Genomic DNA, 22,328 nt, shown 5'->3' on the forward strand with positions numbered 1-22,328 from the left:
CCCTTGGTTCTTTTGAATGACGTTAAACAATCCGACAGGCATCGGCTTCCCAGCGATACCCAACACCATAGACGGCACGAATAAATGACTGCTCGGCGTCCAGGGATTCCAGCTTACGGCGCAAATTTTTAATGTGGCTGTCGATGGTGCGATCGGTCACCACACGATAATCATCGTAGAGGTGATTGAGCAGTTGCTCGCGAGAAAAGACCTTACCCGGCTCATGCGAAAGGGTTTTCAGTAAGCGGAATTCGGCAGGCGTTAAATCGAGCATCTTACCGCACCAGGAGGCCTGAAAGCGGCCTTCATCGACAATCAGCGGGCTGTCGGCGTCCAACTGTTGCAGTTCTTTGTGGGGGCGACAACGGCGAAGAATGGTTTTGACACGGGCGACCACTTCTCGCGGGCTGTACGGTTTGCAGATGTAATCATCGGCACCTATTTCCAGCCCCAGCAATCTGTCGATCTCTTCAATTTTGGCCGTCACCATGACGATTGGGATTTCAGAAAAACGGCGGATTTCCCGACACAGGGTTAAACCGTCGGTGCCGGGTAGCATAAGATCCAGCAGAATCAGATCGGGCGGTGTTTGACGCACGTAAGGCAGCACCTGATCGCCGTGGCCGATCAGGGTCGGTGCATAACTCGCGGCGCGCAGATAGTCGATAAGTAGTTGTCCCAGTTTGGGTTCATCTTCCACAATCAAAATGCGTGGTGTGTTTTCATCAATGGGTAACTCTGTCATACATCTCTCTGTAAATCGCGTTCCAGCGGTAACTCTACTGTAATGCTAACCCCGCCAAAAGGCGAATGGGCTGCGCGGATGTGGCCATTATGTGCCTGCACAATGTTGACGCAAATCGCCAGTCCCAACCCGGATCCGCCACTGGCGCGGTTGCGGGAGCCTTCTGTCCGGTAAAAACGTTCAAACAGTTTCTGTAGCTGTTCGTCGCTGACGCCGGGCGCGGAATCAGCGAAGGTCAACAGCAACGATTTGTCGCGTTGTTCTGCGGAAATATGCAGACCGCCACCGCTATCGGTGTAACGCAGACTGTTTTCCAGCAGATTATTGAACAACTGCATCAGACGATCCCGGTCACCAAACACGCAGACGCTGTCGGGCAACGAAAGTTGTAGCGTCAGTCCCCGGCTGGCGAAACGCTCGCGAAACGCACCGCCGGCGACTTCCAGAAGAGGAATAAGATCGACCGAGGTTTTCTGGTACGCCAGCGCCCCCTCATCAGACATCGACAACTGATGCAGGTCGTTTACCAGCTTGGTCAGTGTGCCGACTTCGGCCTGTAACGAGGCCACGGATTCCGGCGTGAATTGACGCACGCCGTCCTGAATCGCCTCCAGCTCACCGCGCAGAACGGCAAGTGGCGTGCGCAGTTCGTGCGAGATGTCGGCCATAAAATCGCGGCGCATTTGCTGGTTTTTTTCCAGCGTACTGGCGAGCTGGTTAAAGTCCTGCGCCAGTTTACCCAGTTCATCTGTGCTGGTGGAGGCGACGCGGGTAGTGAAATCACCGGCTGCCAGCTTGTGCGTACCTTCCACCAGGCGTTTCACGGGCGCCAGCAGTCCACGCGCCAGTGAAAAGGTCGCCAGCGCGGCCAGCAGCGTGGATAACGCTACAATCAGCCAACTGGTTCGCCGCTGCTGTTTATCAAAATTAATGTCGGTGTTGCGCGTTAAGCGCTCGACAGGGGAGGCGATGACTGCGCCGACTTCCATGCCATTCACGAGGATAGCCCGCCGCGTGCCGTCGTGCGGAACGGGGGCTCTGGGGCCCACCAGGACGCGGGCATTTTGGTCGACGACCCAAAACTGGGTGCGCCAGCCGTGCGGAGGCATCCCCGGGCCGGGTTTGTCATCGTCATTATCATGTTCTAAAGAGCGCAGGATCTGGAACACAAAACGATCGTTGTTGCGTAAAAAACGCCAGTTGCCATGCAGCTGGTACTGCTCGCCTAATGCGTCGCTCAACAGTTGCAAACGCTGCTCGTTGCCCTGTTTGATGTAGTCAATGAATCCGCGCTCGAAGCTAATGCGTACGGCCCAGTGCATGGTGATGAGCAAAACAATGCAGGTGGCGAAAATGGCCAGAAACAGTTTACCGGTGATACCGGGTCGCCAGAATTTCATCACAGACTCCTTTTTCGCCGCGAAATGACTGTGTTTTTGTGTGTGTCGTTAGGGACCCGGGAAAAAATAATCGCCGGGAGTGCAATGATGAACGCCATACAAAGCCAGCTGTACATAAAGACGGTTTGCGTTGCGCCTGCCTCAGCGGTGAGGTGTTGTTGACCAAACATCCCCAGCAATAATCCGGCAATGGTCACGCCAATACTCATCGACAACTGCATAATCATCGACAGCAAACTGTTGCCGCTGCTGGCTAAATCGTCCGGAAGGTCTTTCAACGTCAGGGTGTTCATCGAGGAGAAGCGGGTTGAGTTAACCATCCCTTGCAGGAACAGGACAAAAGGCAGGAAGTAATACCAGCCCAGCAGCGCGGTGGTCATAAACAGCAGACTGACCAGCGCCAGGCCGAGGGTGGTGGCGACCAGTACCCGGCGATAGCCAAACCGGTTGACTACCTGTACTACTATCCGTTTCATCCCCATACTGCCAAGTACCATCGGGATCATCATTAACCCGGCATGGAAGGGCGAAAAACCTAACCCAATTTGTAAAAATACCGGGGTCATGAAGGGGAGCATGCCGCTGCCGATACGCCCGGTGAAACTGCCGAGCAGACCGAGTGAAAAGGTGTGAGTGCGGAATAAGTTCAGACTAAACAGGGCGCGTGGATTGCCCTTCGCATGCCGGAGATACAGCAGGATTGCAACGCAGCCGCTGGCGATGAGCAGCGCCAGCGCGGCGTGAGAGATCCCCGACCCTTTGCCGCCATCAAGCGCCAGCGTGAGGACCGCCATGCCGACAGCCAGCAGAAGAAATCCGGACAGATCAAAACGCCGCGTTTGCATCATGTAGTTTGGCATCAGCAGCAATGTGGCAATGGCCCCGACGATCCCAACGGGAATGTTGATCAGGAAAATCCAGTGCCAGGAGGCGTACTCCACCAGAATGCCCCCTAACGCCGGGCCGAGCAGCGGACCAATCTGACCGGGCAATGTCACGAACGTCATGGCAGCCATATACTGTTCGCGCGGGACGATTTTCATCACCGTTAGCCTGCCGACCGGCACCATCATTGCGCCGCCGACGCCCTGTAGCACGCGCGCCATCACCAGTTCATTGAGCGTGTTGGAACCTGCGCAAAACAGCGATCCCAGCGTAAACAGGATGATGGCGGAAAAGAAAATGTTACGCACGCCGATTTTGTCCGCCAGCCACCCGCTGGCGGGGAGCATCACGGCCACGGTCAGTACATACGACACGACAACCATGTGCATATGCAGCGGGCTTTCCCCAAGACTTTTCGCCATCGAGGGCAGCGCGGTGTTCACAATCGTGGTATCCAGCGACTGCATAAAGAAGCCGAATGCCACAATCCAAAGTTGCCAGCGGGTGCTGTCGGGAAGTTCTGTCATTTTCTATACCGGGACGGTTTTGCTGTTTTTACGTGAAAAACGTAGCCGCAGACGGTCAAAAAAGAGATACACCACCGGGGTGGTATAGAGCGTCAGGAGCTGGCTCATGACCAGACCTCCGGCAATCGTAATCCCCAGCGGCTGGCGTAACTCTGAACCGTCTCCGCTTGATAACACCAGCGGCAGCGCGCCAAACAATGCTGCCAGCGTGGTCATCATGATGGGGCGAAAACGCAGTAAACAGGCCTGAAATATCGCCTGTTCCGGCGTCAGATTGCCGTTTCTCTGCGCCTCCAGCGCAAAATCGACCATCATGATGGCGTTTTTCTTCACAATGCCAATTAATAGCATGATCCCTATCAGGGCAATTAGGCTGAACGGGGCATCAAAAAGCTCCAGCGCCAGTAGCGCGCCGACTCCGGCAGAGGGGAGCGTTGAGAGAATGGTCAGCGGGTGAACATAGCTTTCATATAACATTCCCAACACAATATAGACCGTGGCGATCGCTGCCAGAATCAGAATCACCTGGGCGTTCATGGTGTCCTGAAACACCTGCGCGGTACCGGCAAAACTGCCGCGAACCGTGGAGGGCACCCCAAGCTGTGTCATGGCGCGGTTGATAGCGTCGGTGGCTTGTGAAAGCGACGTCCCGGTCGGCAGGTTAAAGGCGATGGTCGAGGCGGCAGATAAGCCCTGATGGTTTACCGACAGCGGCGCGTTCGCGGGCTGCCATTTCGCAAAGCTCGAGAGCGGAATGGCTTTCCCGTCATTGTTAATTACGAACATTTTATCCAGCGCGCTGATGTCCTGGGTATAACGCGGATCCACTTCCATCACCACTTTGTACTGGTTCATCGGCTGATAAATGGTCGAAATCTGCCGCTGACCAAAGGCATTGTTCAGCAAACTGTTCGCCGCCTGAACGTCGATACCCAGCCGTGACATGGTGTCGCGATCGTAGACAAGATCCATCTCTGCACCGTTGTCCTGCTGGTCAGAGTTAACATCGGCCAGTTGCGAAAGCGAGGAGAGCGATTTACGAATTTTGGGCTCCCATTCGCGAAGCGCCGCCAGGTCATCGGACAGCAGCGTGTACTGATAGCTGGCGTTGGCCTGACGTCCACCGACGCGGATATCCTGCACCGCCATCAGAAACAGATTGGCGCCGGGTTCTTTTGCCAGCTTTACCCGCAGCCTGTCGATGATCTGCTGCGCGGTTTCGTGCCGCTCATCGCGTGACTTCAGGGTGATAAACATCATGCCGCTGTTGACTCTCGAACCGCCGGTAAAGCCAGTGACGTTATTCACCGCCGGATCGTCACGGATGATTTTCATAAAGTCTTCGAGCTTACCGCGCATCGCCTGGAACGAAATGCTCTGATCGGCCTGAATGCCGCCCATCAACACCCCGGTATCCTGTTCAGGGAAAAAGGTTTTCGGGATCGAAATATAGAGCCAGATATTCAGCGCGATGGTGCCAAGCAGGACAACGCCCACCAGACGGGTATGTTTTAAAACCCATTTCAGTGAGTTGCCGTAACCTTGTTGCAATGCGACCAGCAGGCGTCCAAAGCCCCGCTTGCGCGTCTGCTCGCGCGGCTTGCCGGATTTGAGCATCCAGCCGCACATCATCGGGGTTAAGGTCAGCGAGACGAGCAGTGAAATCCCTATCGCCACTGACAGCGTAACGGCAAATTCGCGCAGCAGCCTGCCGGGCAATCCCCCCATCAGCAGTAGCGGCAGAAAAACCGCCACCAGCGAAAGACTCATCGAGAGCACCGTGAAACCGACTTCCCGCGTTCCCTGTAGCGCCGCCTGTAAGGGTTTCATTCCCGCCTCAAGGTGGCGGGAGATGTTTTCCAGTACCACGATGGCGTCATCGACGACAAAACCGGTCGCAATAGTTAACGCCATCAGCGACAGGTTATTCAGGCTAAAGCCGCACAAATACATGGCGGCGAAAGTACCAATCAGCGAAACCGGCACGGCGACGGCAGGGATCAAGGTTGCCCGCCCGGAACGCAGGAACAAAAACACCACCAGCACCACCAGGGCGACGGAAATGATAAGCGTCTGTTCTACCTCTTCCAGCGAAGCGCGAATCGTCGGAGAGCGATCCTGGGCGATTTGTAAATCAATGGAGGCCGGGATCAGCGTTTGCAGGTCAGGGATCTTCGCCCGAATACCGTCCACCGTCTGAATAATATTGGCTTCCGGCAGCTTGCGGATCATCAACAAGATCGCCGGTTTCGCGTTGGTCATCCCGGCATTACGCACATCCTGTACCGAGTCGCTGACCGTGGCGACATCGCCCAGCCGCACCGCCGCGCCGTTGTTGTAATGAATGATCAGCGGCTGGTATTCCGCAGCGGTTTTCAGTTCATCATTGGTCTGTATCTGCCAGCGCTGGCGCTGATCTTCGAGCGCGCCCTGTGGTTTTCGCACATTGGCATCGCTGATGGCGGTACGCACATCGTCCAGCGAAACGCCCTGGTTAAACAGCGCCTGTGGATTCAGCCCAACGCGCACGGCGGGTAACGAACTGCCGCCGACGTCCACATCGCCCACGCCGTCGATTTGGGCGATGGTCTGGGCAAGCTGCGTTGAGGCAAAGTCATACAGCTCGCCCTGAGTCCAGGTATCCGATGTCAGCGTCAGGATCATGACCGGCGCATCAGACGGATTGGCCTTCCGGTAGGTCGGGCGGCTGGGCATTCCGCTGGGGAGCAAACTTTGTGCGGTGTTGATCGCCGCCTGCACGTCACGCGCGGCACCGTTGATATCGCGGTCAAAATTAAACTCAAGAATAATGCGCGTGCTGCCCAGTGAGCTACTGGAGGTCATTTCATTGACGCCGGCGATGCGCCCTAGCGCGCGTTCCAGCGGCGTGGCGACCGAAGAGGCCATTGTCTCCGGTGAAGCGCCCGGCAACGAGGCGCTTACCATGATTACTGGGAAATCTACCTGCGGCAACGGCGCGACCGGCAACAGCCGGAAGCCCAGCACGCCGCACAGGGTAATCGCGAGAGCGATCAAAATGGTGGCGACCGGACGATAAATGAAAAGGGCGAAAAATTTCATTTACGCTTCCTCTTCCCGGCGCGAAAAGCGGTTTTTCATCGACAGCGATAAGCGGTCAAACAGCAGATAAATGACCGGTGTGGTGAACAGCGTCAATACCTGGCTGACCAGCAGACCGCCGACCATGCCAATGCCCAACGGACGGCGCAATTCGGCCCCTACGCCGGTACTTAGCATCAACGGTAATGCCCCCAGTAATGCTGCCAGGGTCGTCATCAGGATCGGGCGAAAACGCAGCAAACAGGCCTGGAAGATGGCTTCCTGCGGCGCCATGCCCTGTTCGCGCTCAGCGGCAAGGGCAAAGTCGATCATCATGATGGCATTTTTCTTGACGATACCAATCAACAGAATGATGCCGATGATGGCGATAACATCCAGTTCACTGCCTGCAATCATCAAGGCCAGTAGCGCGCCGACGCCTGCCGTTGGCAACGTGGAGAGAATGGTGATGGGGTGAATAAAGCTTTCGTACAGCACGCCGAGCACGATGTACATCGCCACCACCGCCGCCACGATAAGCCAGACGGTGTTGCCGAGAGCGGCCTGGAAGGCGAGGGTGCTACCCTGGAACTGGGTGGTGATATCCGCAGGCAGATTGAGCGTTTTTTCGGTGTCCAGAATCGCCTGTACCGCATCGCCGAGCGCATAGTCGTCCGGTACGTTAAAGGAGATGGTGGTGACCGGGAACTGATCGAGATGGTTAATGGAAAGCGGGGCAAAACGCTGGCCGATACTGGCGATAGCGCTGAGCGGTACTATGCCGCCGTCGCGACCGGTCAGACGCACGGAATCTAATGCCGCCAGCCCCGGCGTGTTTTCCGTGTTGTGTTCAAGGACCACGCGATACTGGTTTGCCTGGGTATAAATCGTCGAAATCAGCCGCTGACCGAACGCGTTATACAGGGCGTTATCGACATCAGCCATGCTGATCCCCAACCGGCTGGCGCTGTCACGATCGACATTGACATACGCCACCAGACCTTTGTCCTGCCAGTCGCTGCTCACGTCAGAAAGCTGCGGCAACTGCTGCAGTTTTTCCACCAGTTGCGGCACCCAGGTACTTAGCGCATCCAGTGATGTCGCCTGCAGCGTGAACTGATATTGCGTGCGGCTCACCTGGGTATCGATGGTGAGATCCTGCGTCGGCTGAAGATAGAGATCCACGCCCGGCACGGTGTCTGCCGCTTGCTGTAGGCGTGAAATGACCTGCGAAACGCGATCGTCGCGCTCATCAAGGGGCTTCAGGTTGATTTGCAATCGGGCGCTGTTCAGTGCCGGATTAGTGCCATCCACGCCGACAAACGCGGTCAGGCTTTCGACGGCAGGGTCTTTGAGAATGAGGTCGGAGACCTGACGCTGGCGCTGCGCCATGTTGGCAAACGAGCTGGATTGCGGCGCCTGAAGCGTTCCCTGAATAATGCCGTTATCCTGGATTGGAAAGAAACCTTTCGGAATAAATATCCACAGCATCACGCTCAGGAGCAGCGTGCCCAGCGCGACGCTGAGCGTCAGCCAGGGATGATTGAGCACTTTCGCCAACAGATGACCATAACCGGCGATAATGCGATCAAACATTCTTTCCGAGGCGCGGGAGAAACGGTTTTGCTTGCGCAGTGATTCCTGACTCAGCATCCGGGCGCACATCATTGGGGTCAGCGTCAGTGACACCACGGCAGAAATCAGAATGGCGACCGCCAGCGTCACGGCAAATTCGCGAAACAGCCGCCCGACGATATCGCCCATAAACAGCAGTGGGATAAGCACCGCAATCAGCGAGAAGGTTAACGAGATAATGGTAAAGCCGATCTCGCCCGCCCCTTTGAGCGCGGCCGCCAGCGGTTTCTCGCCTTTTTCGATATACCGCGAAATGTTTTCGATAACCACAATGGCGTCATCCACCACAAAACCGGTGGCGATGGTGAGCGCCATCAACGTCAGGTTATTGATGGAGAAATCGAGAAATACCATCACGGCAAAGGTGCCGATCAGCGACAGCGGTACGGCGACGCCGGGAATTATCGTGGCGGGAATATTGCGCAAGAACAGGTAGATAATCATCACGACCAGCGCAATAGCCAGCATCAGTTCGAACTGGGTGTCCGTCACCGAGGCGCGAATATTGGTGGTGCGGTCCGACAATACGGTCACCTTGACCGATTTCGGCAAACTGTCGGTCAGTTGCGGCAACATCTGGCGAATACTGTCTGCGGTGGAGATAATATTCGCGCCGGGCTGGCGCTGCACATTCATCACGATGGCTTGTTCTTTATTAGCCCAGGCACCCAGCCAACGGTTTTCTGCACCTTGTTCAACGGTGGCGACATCGCCCAGGCGTACAGGCGCGCCGTTTTGATAAGCCACGATCAACTGGCGATATTCATCCACGGACTGCATCTGATCGTTGGCGGAGAGCGTTACCGCGCTCGTGGGGCCATCGAGGCTGCCTTTTGCTGAATTGACGTTCGCGCCAGTGATGGCGGTACGGATGGTTTCGCTGGTAAGACCCAACGCAGCGATGGCCTGTGCATTCAGCTTCACGCGTACTGCCGGGCGTTGTCCCCCGGAAAGGGTCACCAGGCCAACGCCGGAAACCTGCGAAATTTTTTGCGCCACCCGTGTTTCGACCATATCTTCTACCTGCGTCATCGGCAGGGCGGTAGAGGTGACGGCCAGCGTCATAATGGGCGGATCAGCCGGGTTAACTTTGCTGTAAACCGGAGGGTTAGGGAGATCGTCCGGTAGCAGATTGGTGGCGGCATTAATGGCGGCCTGCACTTCCTGCTCGGCGACATCCAACGGCAATGAAAGCTGGAACTGTAGCGTCACCACCGATGCGCCGCCTGAGCTCTGGGACGACATCTGTTTCAGACCTGACATTTGTCCAAACTGGCGTTCAAGGGGGGCGGTAACGGCGGAGGTCATCACATCGGGGCTGGCGCCAGGATAGAGCGTCACCACCTGAATCGTCGGATAGTCCACTTCGGGCAATGCGGCAACGGGCAAGAATCGATAGCCGATAATCCCGGCCAGCAGAATTGCCACCATCAATAGCGTAGTGGCAACAGGGCGCAGAATAAACAGGCGGGAAGGGCCGCCCGTTCTGCCTGGCGGTAACACCTGCATCAGGAGTTCGCTCCTTTTTTGCCATATTCTCGCGTGGTGGCTTTACCGTCAGTTGGGGTTGCGGATTGCGCCTCCACCACTTCAACTTTCGCCCCTTCCGTCAGACGGTCAATACCGTCGGTGACGACACGATCGCCGACGGATAATCCGGCGCTAATCACCACGTTCTGGCTGTCCTGAATACCGGGTTTCACCTGATGTTTGCTGACTTTGTTTTCGTCATTCAATACCCAGACAAAATGGCCTTCGTTACCCATTTGTACGGCGGCAGTCGGAATTACAACGGCATTGTGCTCGGTATCAACCAGCATTCGTGCATTGACGAACTGATTCGGGAACAACGTATCATCCTGATTATTAAAGCGCGCTTTGATCTTAATGGTGCCGGTTGTGGCATCAATCTGGTTGTCCAGGCTCAGCAATACCCCTTCGCTCAGCTTTTGCGCGTTGGTGCGATCCCAGGCCTCAACGGTGACGGTTTTCCCCGCTTTTTGCGCCTGCACCACCGTGGCGATATCGCTTTCCGGCAGAGTAAAAATGAGATCGATAGGGTGAGTCTGCGTGATAACGACGATCCCGGTGGTGTCGCTACTGGCGATCTGATTTCCGATATCCACCTGTTTCAAACCGACGCGACCATCAACCGGTGCGGTAATGCGGCTCCAGTCAAGCTGAAGTTGCGCGCTGGCGACGCTGGCCTCATCAGCTTTAATCGTTCCCAGAGTTTCGCTGACCAGCGCCTGTTGGGCGTCCAGCTCCTGACGAGAAACGAGGTTGGTTTTTGCCAGTTGTTGAAAGCGGGCTAAATCACGGCGGGCATTCGCCAATGTGGCGTTGTCTTTGGCTAATTGTCCCTGCGCCTGCGCTAACGCGACCCTGAACTGGCTGGGATCAATCTCCGCCAATAGATCGCCTGCTTTGACCTGTTGTCCTTCCTGAAAGTGCAGCGCCATCAGTTGACCGTCCACGCGGCTGCGCACCGTCACCGTATTGGCCGCCGTCACGGTTCCCAGCCCGGTCAGATAGCGCGGCACTGCTTGTTCTACGGCAGTCGCCGCCTGCACCGGCGCTAACAGGCCGGAACGCATACCGCGTCGACCTTGTCCGGCGGGGTGTTGCGCATGCCCGGTCGCGCCTGGCGTTGTTCCCTGTGTTTCACCACGATTATGCCAGAACCAGACTGCGGAAATGGCCGCCGCAGCGACCACAATAGCGAGCATCCAGCGGGATTTGTTACTGCCTTTCATCGTTATAAGTTTCTCATCCTGAAACGTTTCGCGGAATGATACTAGTTTAGCCAGCGAACAAGGGAGAATAATGGAGGAATTATGAAACACTGTCTGGATTCGTCTGAATGGCGACGGGCTTTGCGAGGCGTTACGCAACAATTATCGACAAAAAGAGAGGGCGCTGGGTATTACGTTAAAGTGACGACACGGCGAAGGAGGTAAGCCACTCATTTCAGCAGGACGCTGAAACGGGAAAGCCCCTCCCGAGGAAGGGGCCTTAAATAAGGAAAGGGTTATGATGAGGTTAGTCATCATACTGGTGATACTCTTAGTCATTAGCTTCCAGGCTTACTAAGACACCAGGGGGAGGGGGAAACCTCTCCCTTACCCTCACTCCTGACGTTAAGCGTTGGCAACGATAAAGTCAATCCACACGCTATTCAGCTTGCGAGGTGATTAGCGAAAAACCACGTCCGCCCAGCGAGCCAGACCGGCGGTTACCGAACCAAAATCATCGCCCCCGGCAATCGGAATTCCCGGTAGCTGTTCGGCCAGCGCTTTCCTGAGCAGCGGTGAACGCGCGCTGCCGCCGGTCAGGTAAATCACATCCGGGTTTTCCTGTGCGTTATCCAGCGCCAGTTGAACCTGTTCCAGAATTCTTGCCAGTGGCTGGTTCAGCGCTGCTTCCAGCCCCTGCTGACTGATTGCCGCCGCGAGTTCGTCACTGATGAAAGGCAGCGACGTGGTGACATGGGGCTGTTCGGAAAGAGCAATTTTGCTCTCTTCCGCACTGCGCACCAGGCGATAGCTCAGACGTTGACGCCAGACTTTGAGCAGCAGCGCCACTTTGTCTGCTTCACGCGCGTCACGCACCAGATCGTTAAGCAAGCGACCGTTGGCGGTGCTGTAAAAATCACTTTGCGCCGGGACATCATTTATGGCGACGGCATTCCACCATGGCAGAATCGGCAGCGCGATGCCTTTTTCTGTTTCGCCACCCATGCCGAGCAGCGGCATCAGGTTTTTAAACGCCAGAGCGATATCAAGATCGTTACCGCCGACGCGACATCCGCTGTGTCCGAGCAGACTGGTTTCGCGGTCAGCGCGTTGATGCCACTGGGGGCCCATCAACAGCAAGGAGCAGTCCGTAGTACCGCCGCCAATGTCGACAACCAGAACCCGTTTTTCTTCTGTCAGCGTGGCTTCATAATCCAGCCCTGCAGCAACCGGTTCATACTGAAATACCACCTCCGCAAACCCCGCGCGTTTTGCCGCACGTTCCAGAATCCCTTGCGCCTGGGCATTGGCGTCGTCTCCGCCTAATCCCTGAAAGTTGATCGGGCGACCAATGACCGCCTGGCTTATCGATTCGGGTAACTGACTCTGTGCCTGAAGACGGATGTGCAGCATCATGGCGCACACCAAATCCTCGAACAGCGCAACCTGCTGCGGCTTAAGTCCGCTGGCACCTAAGAAAGATTTGGGCGATTTAACGAAGTAAACCTCTTCGGGATCGTCAATGTACTGGGCCAGAGAGGCGAGTCCAAACTGTACACTGCCGGCGTTGACATCAATGTCTTCTTCACGGTTGTAGCGCATCGCGCGACGCAACAAGGCCTGCGTTTCTGCATCCGTTGCCGGAACATCGTGATGGCGGTACAACCATTCACTCACCGCTTCGCGCGTGGGAGCGCACAGCATAGAAGGTAACAACGTGCTGTTATTTTCCATTCGGAGCAGGCGTGGTTGCCCATCTTGCATAACGGCCACTGAACAGTTCGCCGTACCGTAATCAAAACCAATAAACACTGAAAAATCCCCATGCCAGTGAAGAAGGGGCGTGACTTTAACGAAATGTTGCCGCCCCGACAACTGGAATATGAAAGCAAGGCGTAACGTGGATAAACCGTTTATGCTGAAGATTCACCGTTAAAGGAGTCGCAATGTATACCCTAAGCTGGCAACCGCCGTATGACTGGTCCTGGATGTTGGGTTTTCTCGCCGCACGTGCGGTTGAAGGTGTGGAGACCGTGGGGGCGTCGTCCTATGTGCGAAGTCTGGCTATCGGGGAGCATCGGGGACTGCTGACCGTGGTGCCAGACCCGCAGACGCATTCGTTGCAGGTTACCTTGAGTCCTGGTTTACAGCCCGTGGCAGCGGAATGTCTGGTGAAAATCGAGCGCCTCTTCGATCTTCGCTGTGATCCGTTGCAGGTGAGCGATGCGCTTGGCGAACTGGGGGCTGCACGCCCGGGGTTACGCTTGCCGGGCGCTGTTGATGCGTTTGAACAGGGTGTGCGGGCGATACTGGGGCAACTGGTCAGTGTGGCGATGGCCGCTAAACTGACCGCAAAGGTGGCCCGCCGCTATGGCGAGACACTGGAGGATGCCGCGGGCTATGTCTGTTTTCCCGGCCCTGAAACGCTGGCCGCTGCGGATCCGGTCGAGCTTAAAGCGCTGGGGATGCCACTCAAACGCGGTGAGGCGTTGGTTCACCTGGCTCAGGCAACGCTCAATGGCGCATTAGCGGTCACGCCGCCCCCTGACATTGAGCTCGGTGTCAAAGCGCTGCAAACGTTTCCCGGTATTGGTCGCTGGACTGCCAATTACTTCGCGCTGCGCGGCTGGCAGGCAAAGGACATTTTTTTGCCAGACGATTATCTGATTAAACAGCGCTTTCCTGGCATGACGCCCGCGCAGATTCGGCGCTATGCCGAACGCTGGAAGCCCTGGCGCTCCTACGCGTTGTTGCATATCTGGTATACGGAAGGCTGGCAGCCGTCAGTTGATGGCGAAATAGCTGGTGCTAAGTAGCAGATCCAACGGCTGAGCGTCGGCAATGATATCGCCATAAATCAGGTCAACCCCGATGCCCGAAAGCGCATCCATGATAACCGGCGTCTGCACCGGACCGACCAGCGTTTTGATCCCCAGTCGCTGTGCATTGCCCTGGATGATTGAAACCAGCATTTCGTCCATCAAATTCCCGTGCAGGCTGGTGGCGAGTTCACTTTCAAGCAGCAGATAGTCAGCCATGTGTGGGGTCAGATGGCTGAAGAGTTCCAGATCGCGACCGACCTGGCTGAAAATCATTCGGCATCCCGCCTGGCGCAGTTTTTGAATGGCAGAAGCGGTTTCAGTTGGATGTGTGATCATGATATCGGCTGGCACCACCAGATGCAGCAGACGTGCCGGAAGCGGGCTAAGTTCAAGATGAGTCAGTAACTCATCGATCAGGGTCGCGCTGATTAACCCGGCGGCGGAGAGGGGGAGGGCGACGCTCAGCCCCTTGCTGGCAACCGACGGGGCCGCATGGTGGAAAAACTCATGCAATACACGGCGGTCAAGCGCATGATTGAGTGCCGGATCCACCAATCCCGCGCGGAAGGCTTGCTCTTCCACGACGTCGCCTTCACGGGTCCACAGGCGTAATGAAATCAACCAGAAACTGCATGTTTCAGGGATCCTCGGTGATGCCACCCCCCGGGCCAGCATCAGCAAATGGTGGTCTTTAATCATATGCCACTGCTCATCCAGCGACATCATTCCCCGTTCTTTGTGAGTCTCTTCTTGCTGAGGTTCATACACGGTGACGCGACCACGGCCATTGTTTTTGGAGGCGTAACAGGCGATGTCAGCCTGTGACATGACGTCCGTTGCCAGATAATTGCGTTCGTCAATCCGCGTTATCCCGGCGCTGGCGCCAATACGGTGCAGGCGTCCTTCCCACATAAAATGATAATCGTTGATGGCGTTAATCATTCGCGTTGCGATGAAACGGGCGCTTTCGATATTACAGTCTGGCAGTAACAGCCCAAACTCATCCCCGCCCAGCCGCGCCAGCACGTCGCTGGAACGGAGCATACTGAGCATGAGCGCCGAGATCTCGCGCAACAGCGCGTCACCGGCGGCATGGCCTGCGCTGTCGTTGACGGCTTTGAAACGGTCAAGGTCAATAAAGATTAGGGCATGGCGTTGGCGGGCGTCGTGAACGGTTTGCAGCAAACGCTTCAGGTGGTTTTCGAAACTGACCCGGTTAGCCAGGTGGGTCAGGGCGTCATGGGATGCGCTGTAACTGAGCTGGCGCAGCATTTTGCGCGATTCAGTGACGTCCTGGATAACCAATACCGACCCAATATTACCGCCGTCCAGCGTACTGAGCGGGGTAATGCTGTAATGGATATCGTAGTTGCCGCCGGTACGGCAATGCAGCACCACATCCTGCTCAATCGCGGAGCGGGACATGTCCGCGCTGTAGATATTTTCCATTAACGGACCGTTGTCGCCAAAGGTAATGCGCAGCACGGTCAGTAGCGGCACCCCCATTGCGTCTTTTTGCTGCCAGCCACTCATCTTTTCCGCCACCGGGTTCATAAAGGTGACATTCATGTCGACGTCAATACAGACCACGGCTTCTCCGATGGAGTCCAGCGTAATGTGCAGACGCTCTTTTTCCTGGTATAGCGCTTCGTTCAACTGCTTGACTTCGGTCATGTCCATATTGATGCCGAGTAAGCGTTCCACTTCGCCGTCTTTATTTAAGACCCGGTTTGCCAGTGAACGGATATGGCGGACACCACCTTTTACCGCAATACGAAACTCCAGTTTGAAGGGGCGGCGGGCGGTAAGCGCATCCCGGATCACTCGTTCTGCGTGATCGCGATCTTCTGGCAATACGCAGTCATACCAGACTTGCCACGAGGGTTTGATATGCGGCGGGAGCTCGTAGAGATCGAACATGCGCTTATCCCAACTGAACACGTCAGGCTCCAGTTCCCACTCCCAGATGCCAATACCGCCCGCTTCATTCGCCAGCGTGATCCGCTCCATCAGGCGTTTATTCACCCATTCGGTTTGCTTCAGGTCGTTGATATCTTCAATCTGCGCAATAAAGTAGAGCGGGGTGGTATCGTTATGGCGCACCAGCGAGACGGTCAGCAGCGCCCAGACCACTTCTCCTTCCCGGGTGTAGTAGCGCTTTTCCATCGAGTAACTGTTGATATCGCCGCGAACCAGCATATTGAGCTGTTCAAGATCGTTATTGAGATCTTCCGGCCAGGTCAGTTGCTGGAACGTAAGCGCGCGTAACTCATCCTGGCTATAGCCAAGAAACTGGCACAACGCCTTGTTCGCTTGCAGCCACTGACCTTCGGTACCGACCAGCGCCATGCCGATGGCGGAGTATTCCATGGCGTTGCGAAAGCGCGCCTCGCTTTCAGAAATGTGTTTACGCTCAGTCCGAAACGCATACATCACCATGGTCATCACGTTGGCGGGTAGCAGAATCATTAAAAACGGCAGCCAGGGGACGTTCGCCATGATGTGGGTTTTGGGCGTTGAGAGCAGCGAGGGGTCGACGGCCATCATTAATGACACCATCATCACGGTCGCAAGGAAGATTAAAAAGGCTTCCACACGTGGCAGACGTACCGCGCTCCACATCAGCAACACGATGACGCTGGTAAACGGCCACGGCAGATATTGCATTGAGAGCCAACTCAGCACCAGCGTGACGGCCAGCGTCAGCAGCGTCTCAAGCAATAAACGCGGGTCACGGTGGCGCAGCAAATAATGCGGTTTAAACAGCAAACCCAGGGGAACCAGCGCCAGCGCACCGATGGATTCAGAAAGAACCCAAATAAGAAATGCTTTCAGCGGTGTGCCTTCCGGCACCAGCAACCAGACAAGGAGTCCGCCCACCAGCGGCGGAACCACCGCGCTGCCTATCGCCAGCCGGATCCAGTCGCTAAGATTTTGCAACGGGTTATACCAGGGCAGAAGTTTACGCAGCAATAGTGCGCCGATGACGGCTTCGAAAATATTAATGGCGGTATAGGTAAAGTTCAGCGAGGTGTCAGGGAAAAGCAGTAACGCCGCGCCGAGACTGCCCAGCGAGCAGAAGAGCGCAATACCTGGCCACATGCGCCCCGCGTGACGGTAAAACGCCACCATCATAATGGAGGTCGGGAACCACAAAGGCGCCAGCTGTGTACCAAAACGCGATAATTCGAGCGAAAACAGCGTAAAGATAAAGGCCACCAGGCCTAAACTGACAAGACGCAGTAGAGGATGGGGTAGGGTAACTAAAACATGTTGGAATTGTTTACTCATTACCGCGTTATCCGAATAGCCCGTACCGTCACGGAACACCCGGACGCGTCAGTTTTTATCTGTGGTTATGCTAGTACAAACAATTTACAATTTATACGCCAACTGCTCATAAAATGACACGATTAGGTTAATAATTCCTTACGAATGGAAATAACCTTCCTGCCTGCTTTAAAGTTGACCATTTTAATTTGCGAAAGGGAAATATTGGGGCGTAATTTAGCAGGCGCTGCGCCATCTGCTATCTCGACTGGTATCGCGCGCCTGAAATCCCTATAATTGCCGCGTTTGGCGTTTCTACGCCGCCCTCCCTAACATCCAGGTTAATCAGGTCGCTAAATTTATGACTGATCAGTCTCATCAGTGCGTCATTATCGGTATCGCTGGCGCGTCCGCTTCCGGCAAAAGTCTTATTGCCAGTACCCTTTATCGTGAGTTGCGTGAACAAGTCGGTGATGCACATATTGGCGTTATTCCCGAAGACAGCTATTACAAAGATCAAAGCCATCTGTCGATGGAAGAGCGCGTAAAAACCAACTATGACCATCCGAACGCGATGGATCACAGCTTGCTGTTTCAACATCTGCAAACGCTCAAACGCGGCACTGCGATTGAACTGCCGGTGTACAGCTATGTTGAACATACCCGCATGAAAGAAACGGTTCGTGTGGAACCGAAAAAAGTCATCATCCTGGAAGGCATTTTGCTGCTGACGGATGCGCGTTTACGTGAAGAGATGAACTTCTCTATTTTTGTTGATACCCCGCTGGATATCTGCCTGATGCGTCGCATCAAACGCGACGTCAATGAGCGTGGCCGTTCTATGGATTCGGTCATGGCGCAGTATCAGAAAACCGTCCGTCCGATGTTCCTGCAGTTTATCGAACCCTCTAAACAGTATGCGGATATTATCGTGCCGCGCGGCGGTAAGAACCGCATCGCTATCGATATTCTGAAAGCGAAAATCAGTCAGTTCTTTGAATAAGTTCAGCGAATTGTGTACCGTTCAGTGATAACCTGGTTCGCCCTTGACGCACCATGCGTCAAGGGATTGATGCTCAAAAGGAGAAAGTACCATGCGTTTGTGTGACCGAGATATTGAAGCCTGGCTGGATGAAGGCCGTTTGTCGATCAACCCGCGTCCTCCTGTAGAGCGCATCAACGGCGCGACAGTCGATGTGCGCCTGGGCAATAAGTTTCGCACCTTCAGTGGCCACACGGCCGCATTTATCGACCTGAGTGGTCCTAAAGCGGAAGTGAGCGCCGCGCTGGATCGCGTGATGAGCGATGAAATCGTGCTGGATGAAGGCGAGGCCTTTTTCCTGCATCCTGGCGAACTGGCGCTGGCTGTGACCTATGAATCTGTGACGCTGCCGCCGGATCTGGTGGGATGGCTGGACGGTCGTTCTTCGCTGGCGCGTCTGGGGTTGATGGTGCACGTGACTGCGCACCGTATCGATCCCGGCTGGTCGGGTTGTATTGTGCTGGAGTTTTACAATTCCGGGAAATTACCGCTGGCGCTGCGCCCTGGCATGTTGATTGGCGCGCTAAGCTTCGAGCCGCTTTCCGGCCCCGCAGCGCGTCCTTACAATCGTCGTGAAGATGCGAAGTATCGCGATCAACAAGGTGCGGTTGCCAGTCGGATTGATAAAGACTAAGCCTTTTCCGATCCATTGAGGATAGCATGAGACGATTTCTGACGACGCTGATGATCTTACTGGTCGTGCTGGTGGCCGGTTTTTCTGCGTTAGTTATGTTGGTCAATCCAAATGATTTCCGCGCATATATGGTGCAGCAGGTTGCTGCGCGTAGCGGATATCAACTCGAACTGGATGGGTCACTGCGTTGGCATGTCTGGCCACAGCTTAGCATCCTCTCCGGGCGGATGACCTTGACGGCGCAAGGTGCAAGTGAGCCGTTAATTCGCGCAGACAACATGCGTCTTGACGTCTCCTTGTGGCCGCTCCTGAGCCATCAGCTCAAGGTTGAGCAGGTGATGCTGAAAGGGGCCGTGATCCAACTGACCCCGCAGTCGGAAGCGAAGCCCGGTAAAGACGCCCCGGTTGCGCCAAAAGACAATACATTACCAGACATCGCCGAAGATCGCGGCTGGTCGTTTGATATCGCCAGTCTACGCGTGGCGGACAGCGTGCTGGTTTTCCAGCATGAGAACGATGAGCAGGTCACGGTTCGCGATATCCACCTGCAAATGGACCAGGATACCCAACATCGCGGTTCGTTCGAGTTTTCCGGACGCGTCAACCGTGACCAGCGCGATCTCAATCTTGCCCTGAATGGTACGGTTGATGCTTCTGATTATCCGCATAATCTGGAGGCATCGATTAAACAGTTCACCTGGCAATTGCAAGGGGCCGATCTACCCAAACAAGGGATTCAGGGACAAGGGCAATTACAGGCACAGTGGCAGGAAGAAGACAAAAAACTCTCATTTAGCCAGCTTAATTTAACGGCCAATGACAGCACGCTTACCGGAAAAACAGAGATAACGCTCAATAATAAACCGGAATGGGTGATTGACCTCCAGTTTGGCAAGCTCAATCTTGATAATCTTCTCCCACGCACTGAAGAGGCGCCAGGCGCAAACGGTATTGCGCAGCAGGGGCAGAGCCAGCCAACGCTCGCGAGACCAGTGATCTCATCACGGATAGATGAACCGGCTTACAGCGGCTTGCACAGTTTTTCTGCGAATATCTCGTTGCAGGCTGCCGATGTTCGTTGGCGGGGGATGGAATTTACCGATGTTACCGCCAAAATGTCGAATCAGTCAGGGCTGCTGAATATCGACCAGCTAGAAGGGAAACTCGATGGCGGTCTGGTTTCGCTGCCGGGTGAACTGGATGCCAGGGCGCAGGAGCCGCAGGCGGTATTTCATCCCCGTCTTGAGAATGTTGAGATTGGCACCATTCTTAAAGCCTTTAATTACCCCATCGCTCTGACCGGGAAGATGTCACTCACCGGGGAATTCTCGGGCGCGGATATTGATGCGTGGGCGTTTCGCCACAGCTGGCAGGGTCAGGCGCGTGTTGAAATGAATGACACGCAGATGGAAGGAATGAACTTCCAACAGCTGGTGCAACAGGCTGTGGAGCGGAACGGCGGCGATGTGCAATCACAACAAAGCTTCGATAACGCCACGCGTCTGGATCACTTTGAGAGCGATGTCACGCTCAGCAAAGGCGAGCTGACGCTCAACGATATGCAGGGGCAATCTTCGCTGCTGGCGCTTTCCGGTAAAGGGACGTTGGATCTTATCGATCAGACCTGTGACACCGAGTTTAATATTCAGGTACTCGACGGCTGGACAGGGGACAGTGACCTGGTCACTTTCCTGCAAGAGACGCCAGTTCCGCTCAGGGTTTATGGGAACTGGGATTCACTGAATTACACCCTAAAAGTAGACCAGGTCTTGCGTAAACATATGCAGGATGAAGCGAAACGTCGTCTCAACAACTGGGCGGATCGCAATAAAGGTAGCCGCAACGGTAAAGACGTGAAGCAGTTGCTTGATAAGATGTAAGCATTGACCGGATGGCTACCACATTTTGTGTGCCATCCGGTTTCCATCACACCTCGTAGTCCAGATCTTCTTCATCATGACGCAGCGGAATCAACTGCACCTTTTGCACCCGGTGGCTTTCGACCTCTAGCGTTTTTAACAGATAATCGCCGACCTGAACTTCTTCACCGGGTTTCGGTACCCGCTGTAGATATTCCATCAGTAGCCCGGCGATAGTGTGGTATTCACGTTTCTCGTCCAGCGGCAACGGGACATATTGCACAAGGTCTTCCAGCGGCATATGGCCATTGGCGGTCCAGGATCCGTCCGGGTTCTTCTGAATGTCGTGACGGGCGTCGATCTCCTCGATTTCATTGGGCAGGTTCCCGGCAATCGTCTCCATCACATCACTGAGCGTGACAATCCCTTCAACAGAACCAAACTCATCCACCACAAAGGCAAAGTGGGTACGCGCGTTACGGAACTGCTCCAGGGCGGGAAGCAACGGCAGCGTTTCCGGGAACACCAGCGGCTGGCGGATCAACGCCCGCAGGTCGAGCTGCTCACCGCGCAGCGATTGCTGCAACAGATCGATGACGTGCACTACGCCAAGCAAATCTTCTTGCTCGTTTTCTGCGGTGACCACCAGACGGGTATGCTGATTTTTCTCCAGCAAGGCGCGCACATCTGCTTCGGGAGCGCTGAGATCGATATGTTCAATATCGTGGCGCGAGGTCATGATACTGCTGACCGTACGTTGATTCAGATTTAGCACCCGTTCAATCATCCGTCGTTCTTGCGGATTGAAGATCTGGCGATTGTCGTGATCCGCCAGCATTGAAGCGGTTTGTGCATCCAGTTCTGCATCTTCTTTTTGCCCGCTCAACAGGCGCATGACCGCTTCTGTGGTGCGCTGGCGCAAGGTATGGTTTGCGGACAGAAAGCGACGGCGGTTAAAAATAGCCAGTTGGTTAAGGGCTTCAATCATCACCGAGAACCCGATGGCGGCGTACAGATACCCTTTCGGAATGTGGAACCCAAACCCATCAGCCACAAGGCTGAACCCGATCATCAGCAAGAAGCTGAGACACAGAATAACGATAGTCGGGTGGCTGTTAACAAAGTGCGTCAGGGACTTGCTGGCAAGCAGCATCAGGCTAATGGCGACAATCACGGCGGCCATCATAACGGCAAGGTGATCGACCATCCCCACGGCGGTAATGACCGAATCGAGCGAGAAGATGGCGTCCAGTACCACAATTTGCGTCACCACCCCCCAGAACTTCGCTCCCTTCCGCTGAGTGGGATTATCGCTGTCTTTCCCTTCCAGCCTTTCGTTCAGCTCCATGGTGGCTTTAAACAGTAAGAAGAAGCCGCCAAACAGCATAATCAGGTCACGCGCGCTGAAGCTAAGCTCATGTATGCTGAAAAGAGGGGTGGTCAACGTGACCAGCCATGAGATTGACGCCAGCAGCAGCAGGCGCATGACCATTGCTAATATAAGCCCGGTGACGCGCGCGCGGTCACGCTGCGCAGGAGGCAGTTTTTCTGCGAGGATAGCAATAAAGACGAGGTTATCAATGCCGAGGACTAACTCAATCACAATAAGCGTGACGAGTCCGGCCCAGATTGACGGATCGGCAATCCATTCCATAGTAAAAGTAATACCCTTGGTTATATGACAATTGTCACAATTCGATCATGGATAAAGCTG

Annotated in this window: 14 protein-coding genes; 5 read left to right on the top strand and 9 right to left on the bottom strand. The window is 55.2% G+C overall.

Going from position 1 to position 22,328, the window contains the following annotated elements:
• Positions 1 to 22 precede the first annotated feature (22 nt).
• The 6 genes from baeR to JM656_RS08010 are packed head-to-tail and all read right to left on the bottom strand — an operon-like array spanning position 23 to position 11,008.
• Positions 23 to 745, bottom strand: a complete 723-nt coding sequence (gene baeR, locus JM656_RS07985) for a two-component system response regulator BaeR (RefSeq protein ID WP_203360700.1) — start codon at positions 743 to 745, stop codon at positions 23 to 25.
• Entirely contained in the window at positions 742 to 2,145 is a 1,404-nt protein-coding gene (gene baeS / locus JM656_RS07990; protein WP_203360701.1) for a two-component system sensor histidine kinase BaeS, read from the bottom strand. Before baeS ends, baeR begins: the two co-directional genes overlap by 4 nt.
• Positions 2,145 to 3,557, bottom strand: coding sequence for an MFS transporter (locus tag JM656_RS07995; RefSeq protein WP_203360702.1), 1,413 nt, complete (start codon positions 3,555 to 3,557; stop codon positions 2,145 to 2,147). The genes baeS and JM656_RS07995 overlap by 1 nt, the downstream gene beginning before the upstream one ends.
• 3 nt (positions 3,558 to 3,560) lie before the next feature.
• Positions 3,561 to 6,638, bottom strand: a complete 3,078-nt coding sequence (gene mdtC, locus JM656_RS08000) for a multidrug efflux RND transporter permease subunit MdtC (protein ID WP_203360703.1) — start codon at positions 6,636 to 6,638, stop codon at positions 3,561 to 3,563.
• Positions 6,639 to 9,761, bottom strand: a complete 3,123-nt coding sequence (locus tag JM656_RS08005; RefSeq protein ID WP_203360704.1) for an MdtB/MuxB family multidrug efflux RND transporter permease subunit — start codon at positions 9,759 to 9,761, stop codon at positions 6,639 to 6,641.
• On the bottom strand, positions 9,761 to 11,008 hold the full coding sequence (locus JM656_RS08010; protein WP_203360705.1) for an MdtA/MuxA family multidrug efflux RND transporter periplasmic adaptor subunit: 1,248 nt from the start codon (positions 11,006 to 11,008) through the stop codon (positions 9,761 to 9,763). Before JM656_RS08010 ends, JM656_RS08005 begins: the two co-directional genes overlap by 1 nt.
• Before the next feature lie 277 nt (positions 11,009 to 11,285).
• On the opposite strand from JM656_RS08010, the gene JM656_RS08015 reads away from it, so the two are divergent.
• Positions 11,286 to 11,345: a type I toxin-antitoxin system Ibs family toxin gene (locus JM656_RS08015; RefSeq protein WP_203361243.1), complete on the top strand. Its 60-nt coding sequence runs from the start codon at positions 11,286 to 11,288 to the stop codon at positions 11,343 to 11,345.
• A gap of 101 nt (positions 11,346 to 11,446) precedes the next feature.
• Here the strand turns inward: JM656_RS08015 and yegD are convergent, their stop codons facing one another.
• The gene (yegD, locus tag JM656_RS08020; RefSeq protein WP_203360706.1) at positions 11,447 to 12,799 is read right to left on the bottom strand and encodes a molecular chaperone; all 1,353 of its coding nucleotides are present in this window, start codon (positions 12,797 to 12,799) and stop codon (positions 11,447 to 11,449) included.
• Positions 12,800 to 12,933: 134 nt separating this feature from the next.
• Here yegD and alkA point away from each other — a divergent pair, with 134 nt between their 5' ends.
• Positions 12,934 to 13,803 (top strand): DNA-3-methyladenine glycosylase 2, encoded by an 870-nt coding sequence (gene alkA, locus JM656_RS08025; RefSeq protein ID WP_203360707.1) that lies wholly within the window; start codon positions 12,934 to 12,936, stop codon positions 13,801 to 13,803.
• Here alkA and JM656_RS08030 read toward each other — a convergent pair.
• Positions 13,771 to 17,100 carry a diguanylate cyclase gene (locus tag JM656_RS08030; protein WP_203360708.1) on the bottom strand — a complete coding sequence of 1,110 codons (3,330 nt, stop codon included), beginning with the start codon at positions 17,098 to 17,100 and terminating at the stop codon, positions 13,771 to 13,773. The genes alkA and JM656_RS08030 overlap by 33 nt on opposite strands.
• Before the next feature lie 340 nt (positions 17,101 to 17,440).
• Here JM656_RS08030 and udk point away from each other — a divergent pair, with 340 nt between their 5' ends.
• The 3 genes from udk (at position 17,441) to asmA (ending at position 20,635) form a co-directional block, all read left to right on the top strand.
• Positions 17,441 to 18,082, top strand: coding sequence for a uridine kinase (udk, locus tag JM656_RS08035; RefSeq protein ID WP_192612745.1), 642 nt, complete (start codon positions 17,441 to 17,443; stop codon positions 18,080 to 18,082).
• Between the two features lie 91 nt (positions 18,083 to 18,173).
• The gene (dcd, locus tag JM656_RS08040) at positions 18,174 to 18,755 is read left to right on the top strand and encodes a dCTP deaminase (RefSeq protein ID WP_162379963.1); all 582 of its coding nucleotides are present in this window, start codon (positions 18,174 to 18,176) and stop codon (positions 18,753 to 18,755) included.
• A 26-nt stretch (positions 18,756 to 18,781) separates the two neighbouring features.
• Positions 18,782 to 20,635 (top strand): outer membrane assembly protein AsmA, encoded by a 1,854-nt coding sequence (gene asmA, locus JM656_RS08045; protein ID WP_203360709.1) that lies wholly within the window; start codon positions 18,782 to 18,784, stop codon positions 20,633 to 20,635.
• A gap of 46 nt (positions 20,636 to 20,681) precedes the next feature.
• Here asmA and JM656_RS08050 read toward each other — a convergent pair whose 3' ends face one another.
• On the bottom strand, positions 20,682 to 22,268 hold the full coding sequence (locus JM656_RS08050) for a TerC family protein (protein ID WP_203360710.1): 1,587 nt from the start codon (positions 22,266 to 22,268) through the stop codon (positions 20,682 to 20,684).
• Positions 22,269 to 22,328 lie beyond the last annotated feature (60 nt).

The organism is Citrobacter sp. R56, from assembly GCF_016811995.1.
GTDB classification, from domain to species: Bacteria; Pseudomonadota; Gammaproteobacteria; order Enterobacterales; family Enterobacteriaceae; genus Citrobacter_D; species Citrobacter_D enshiensis.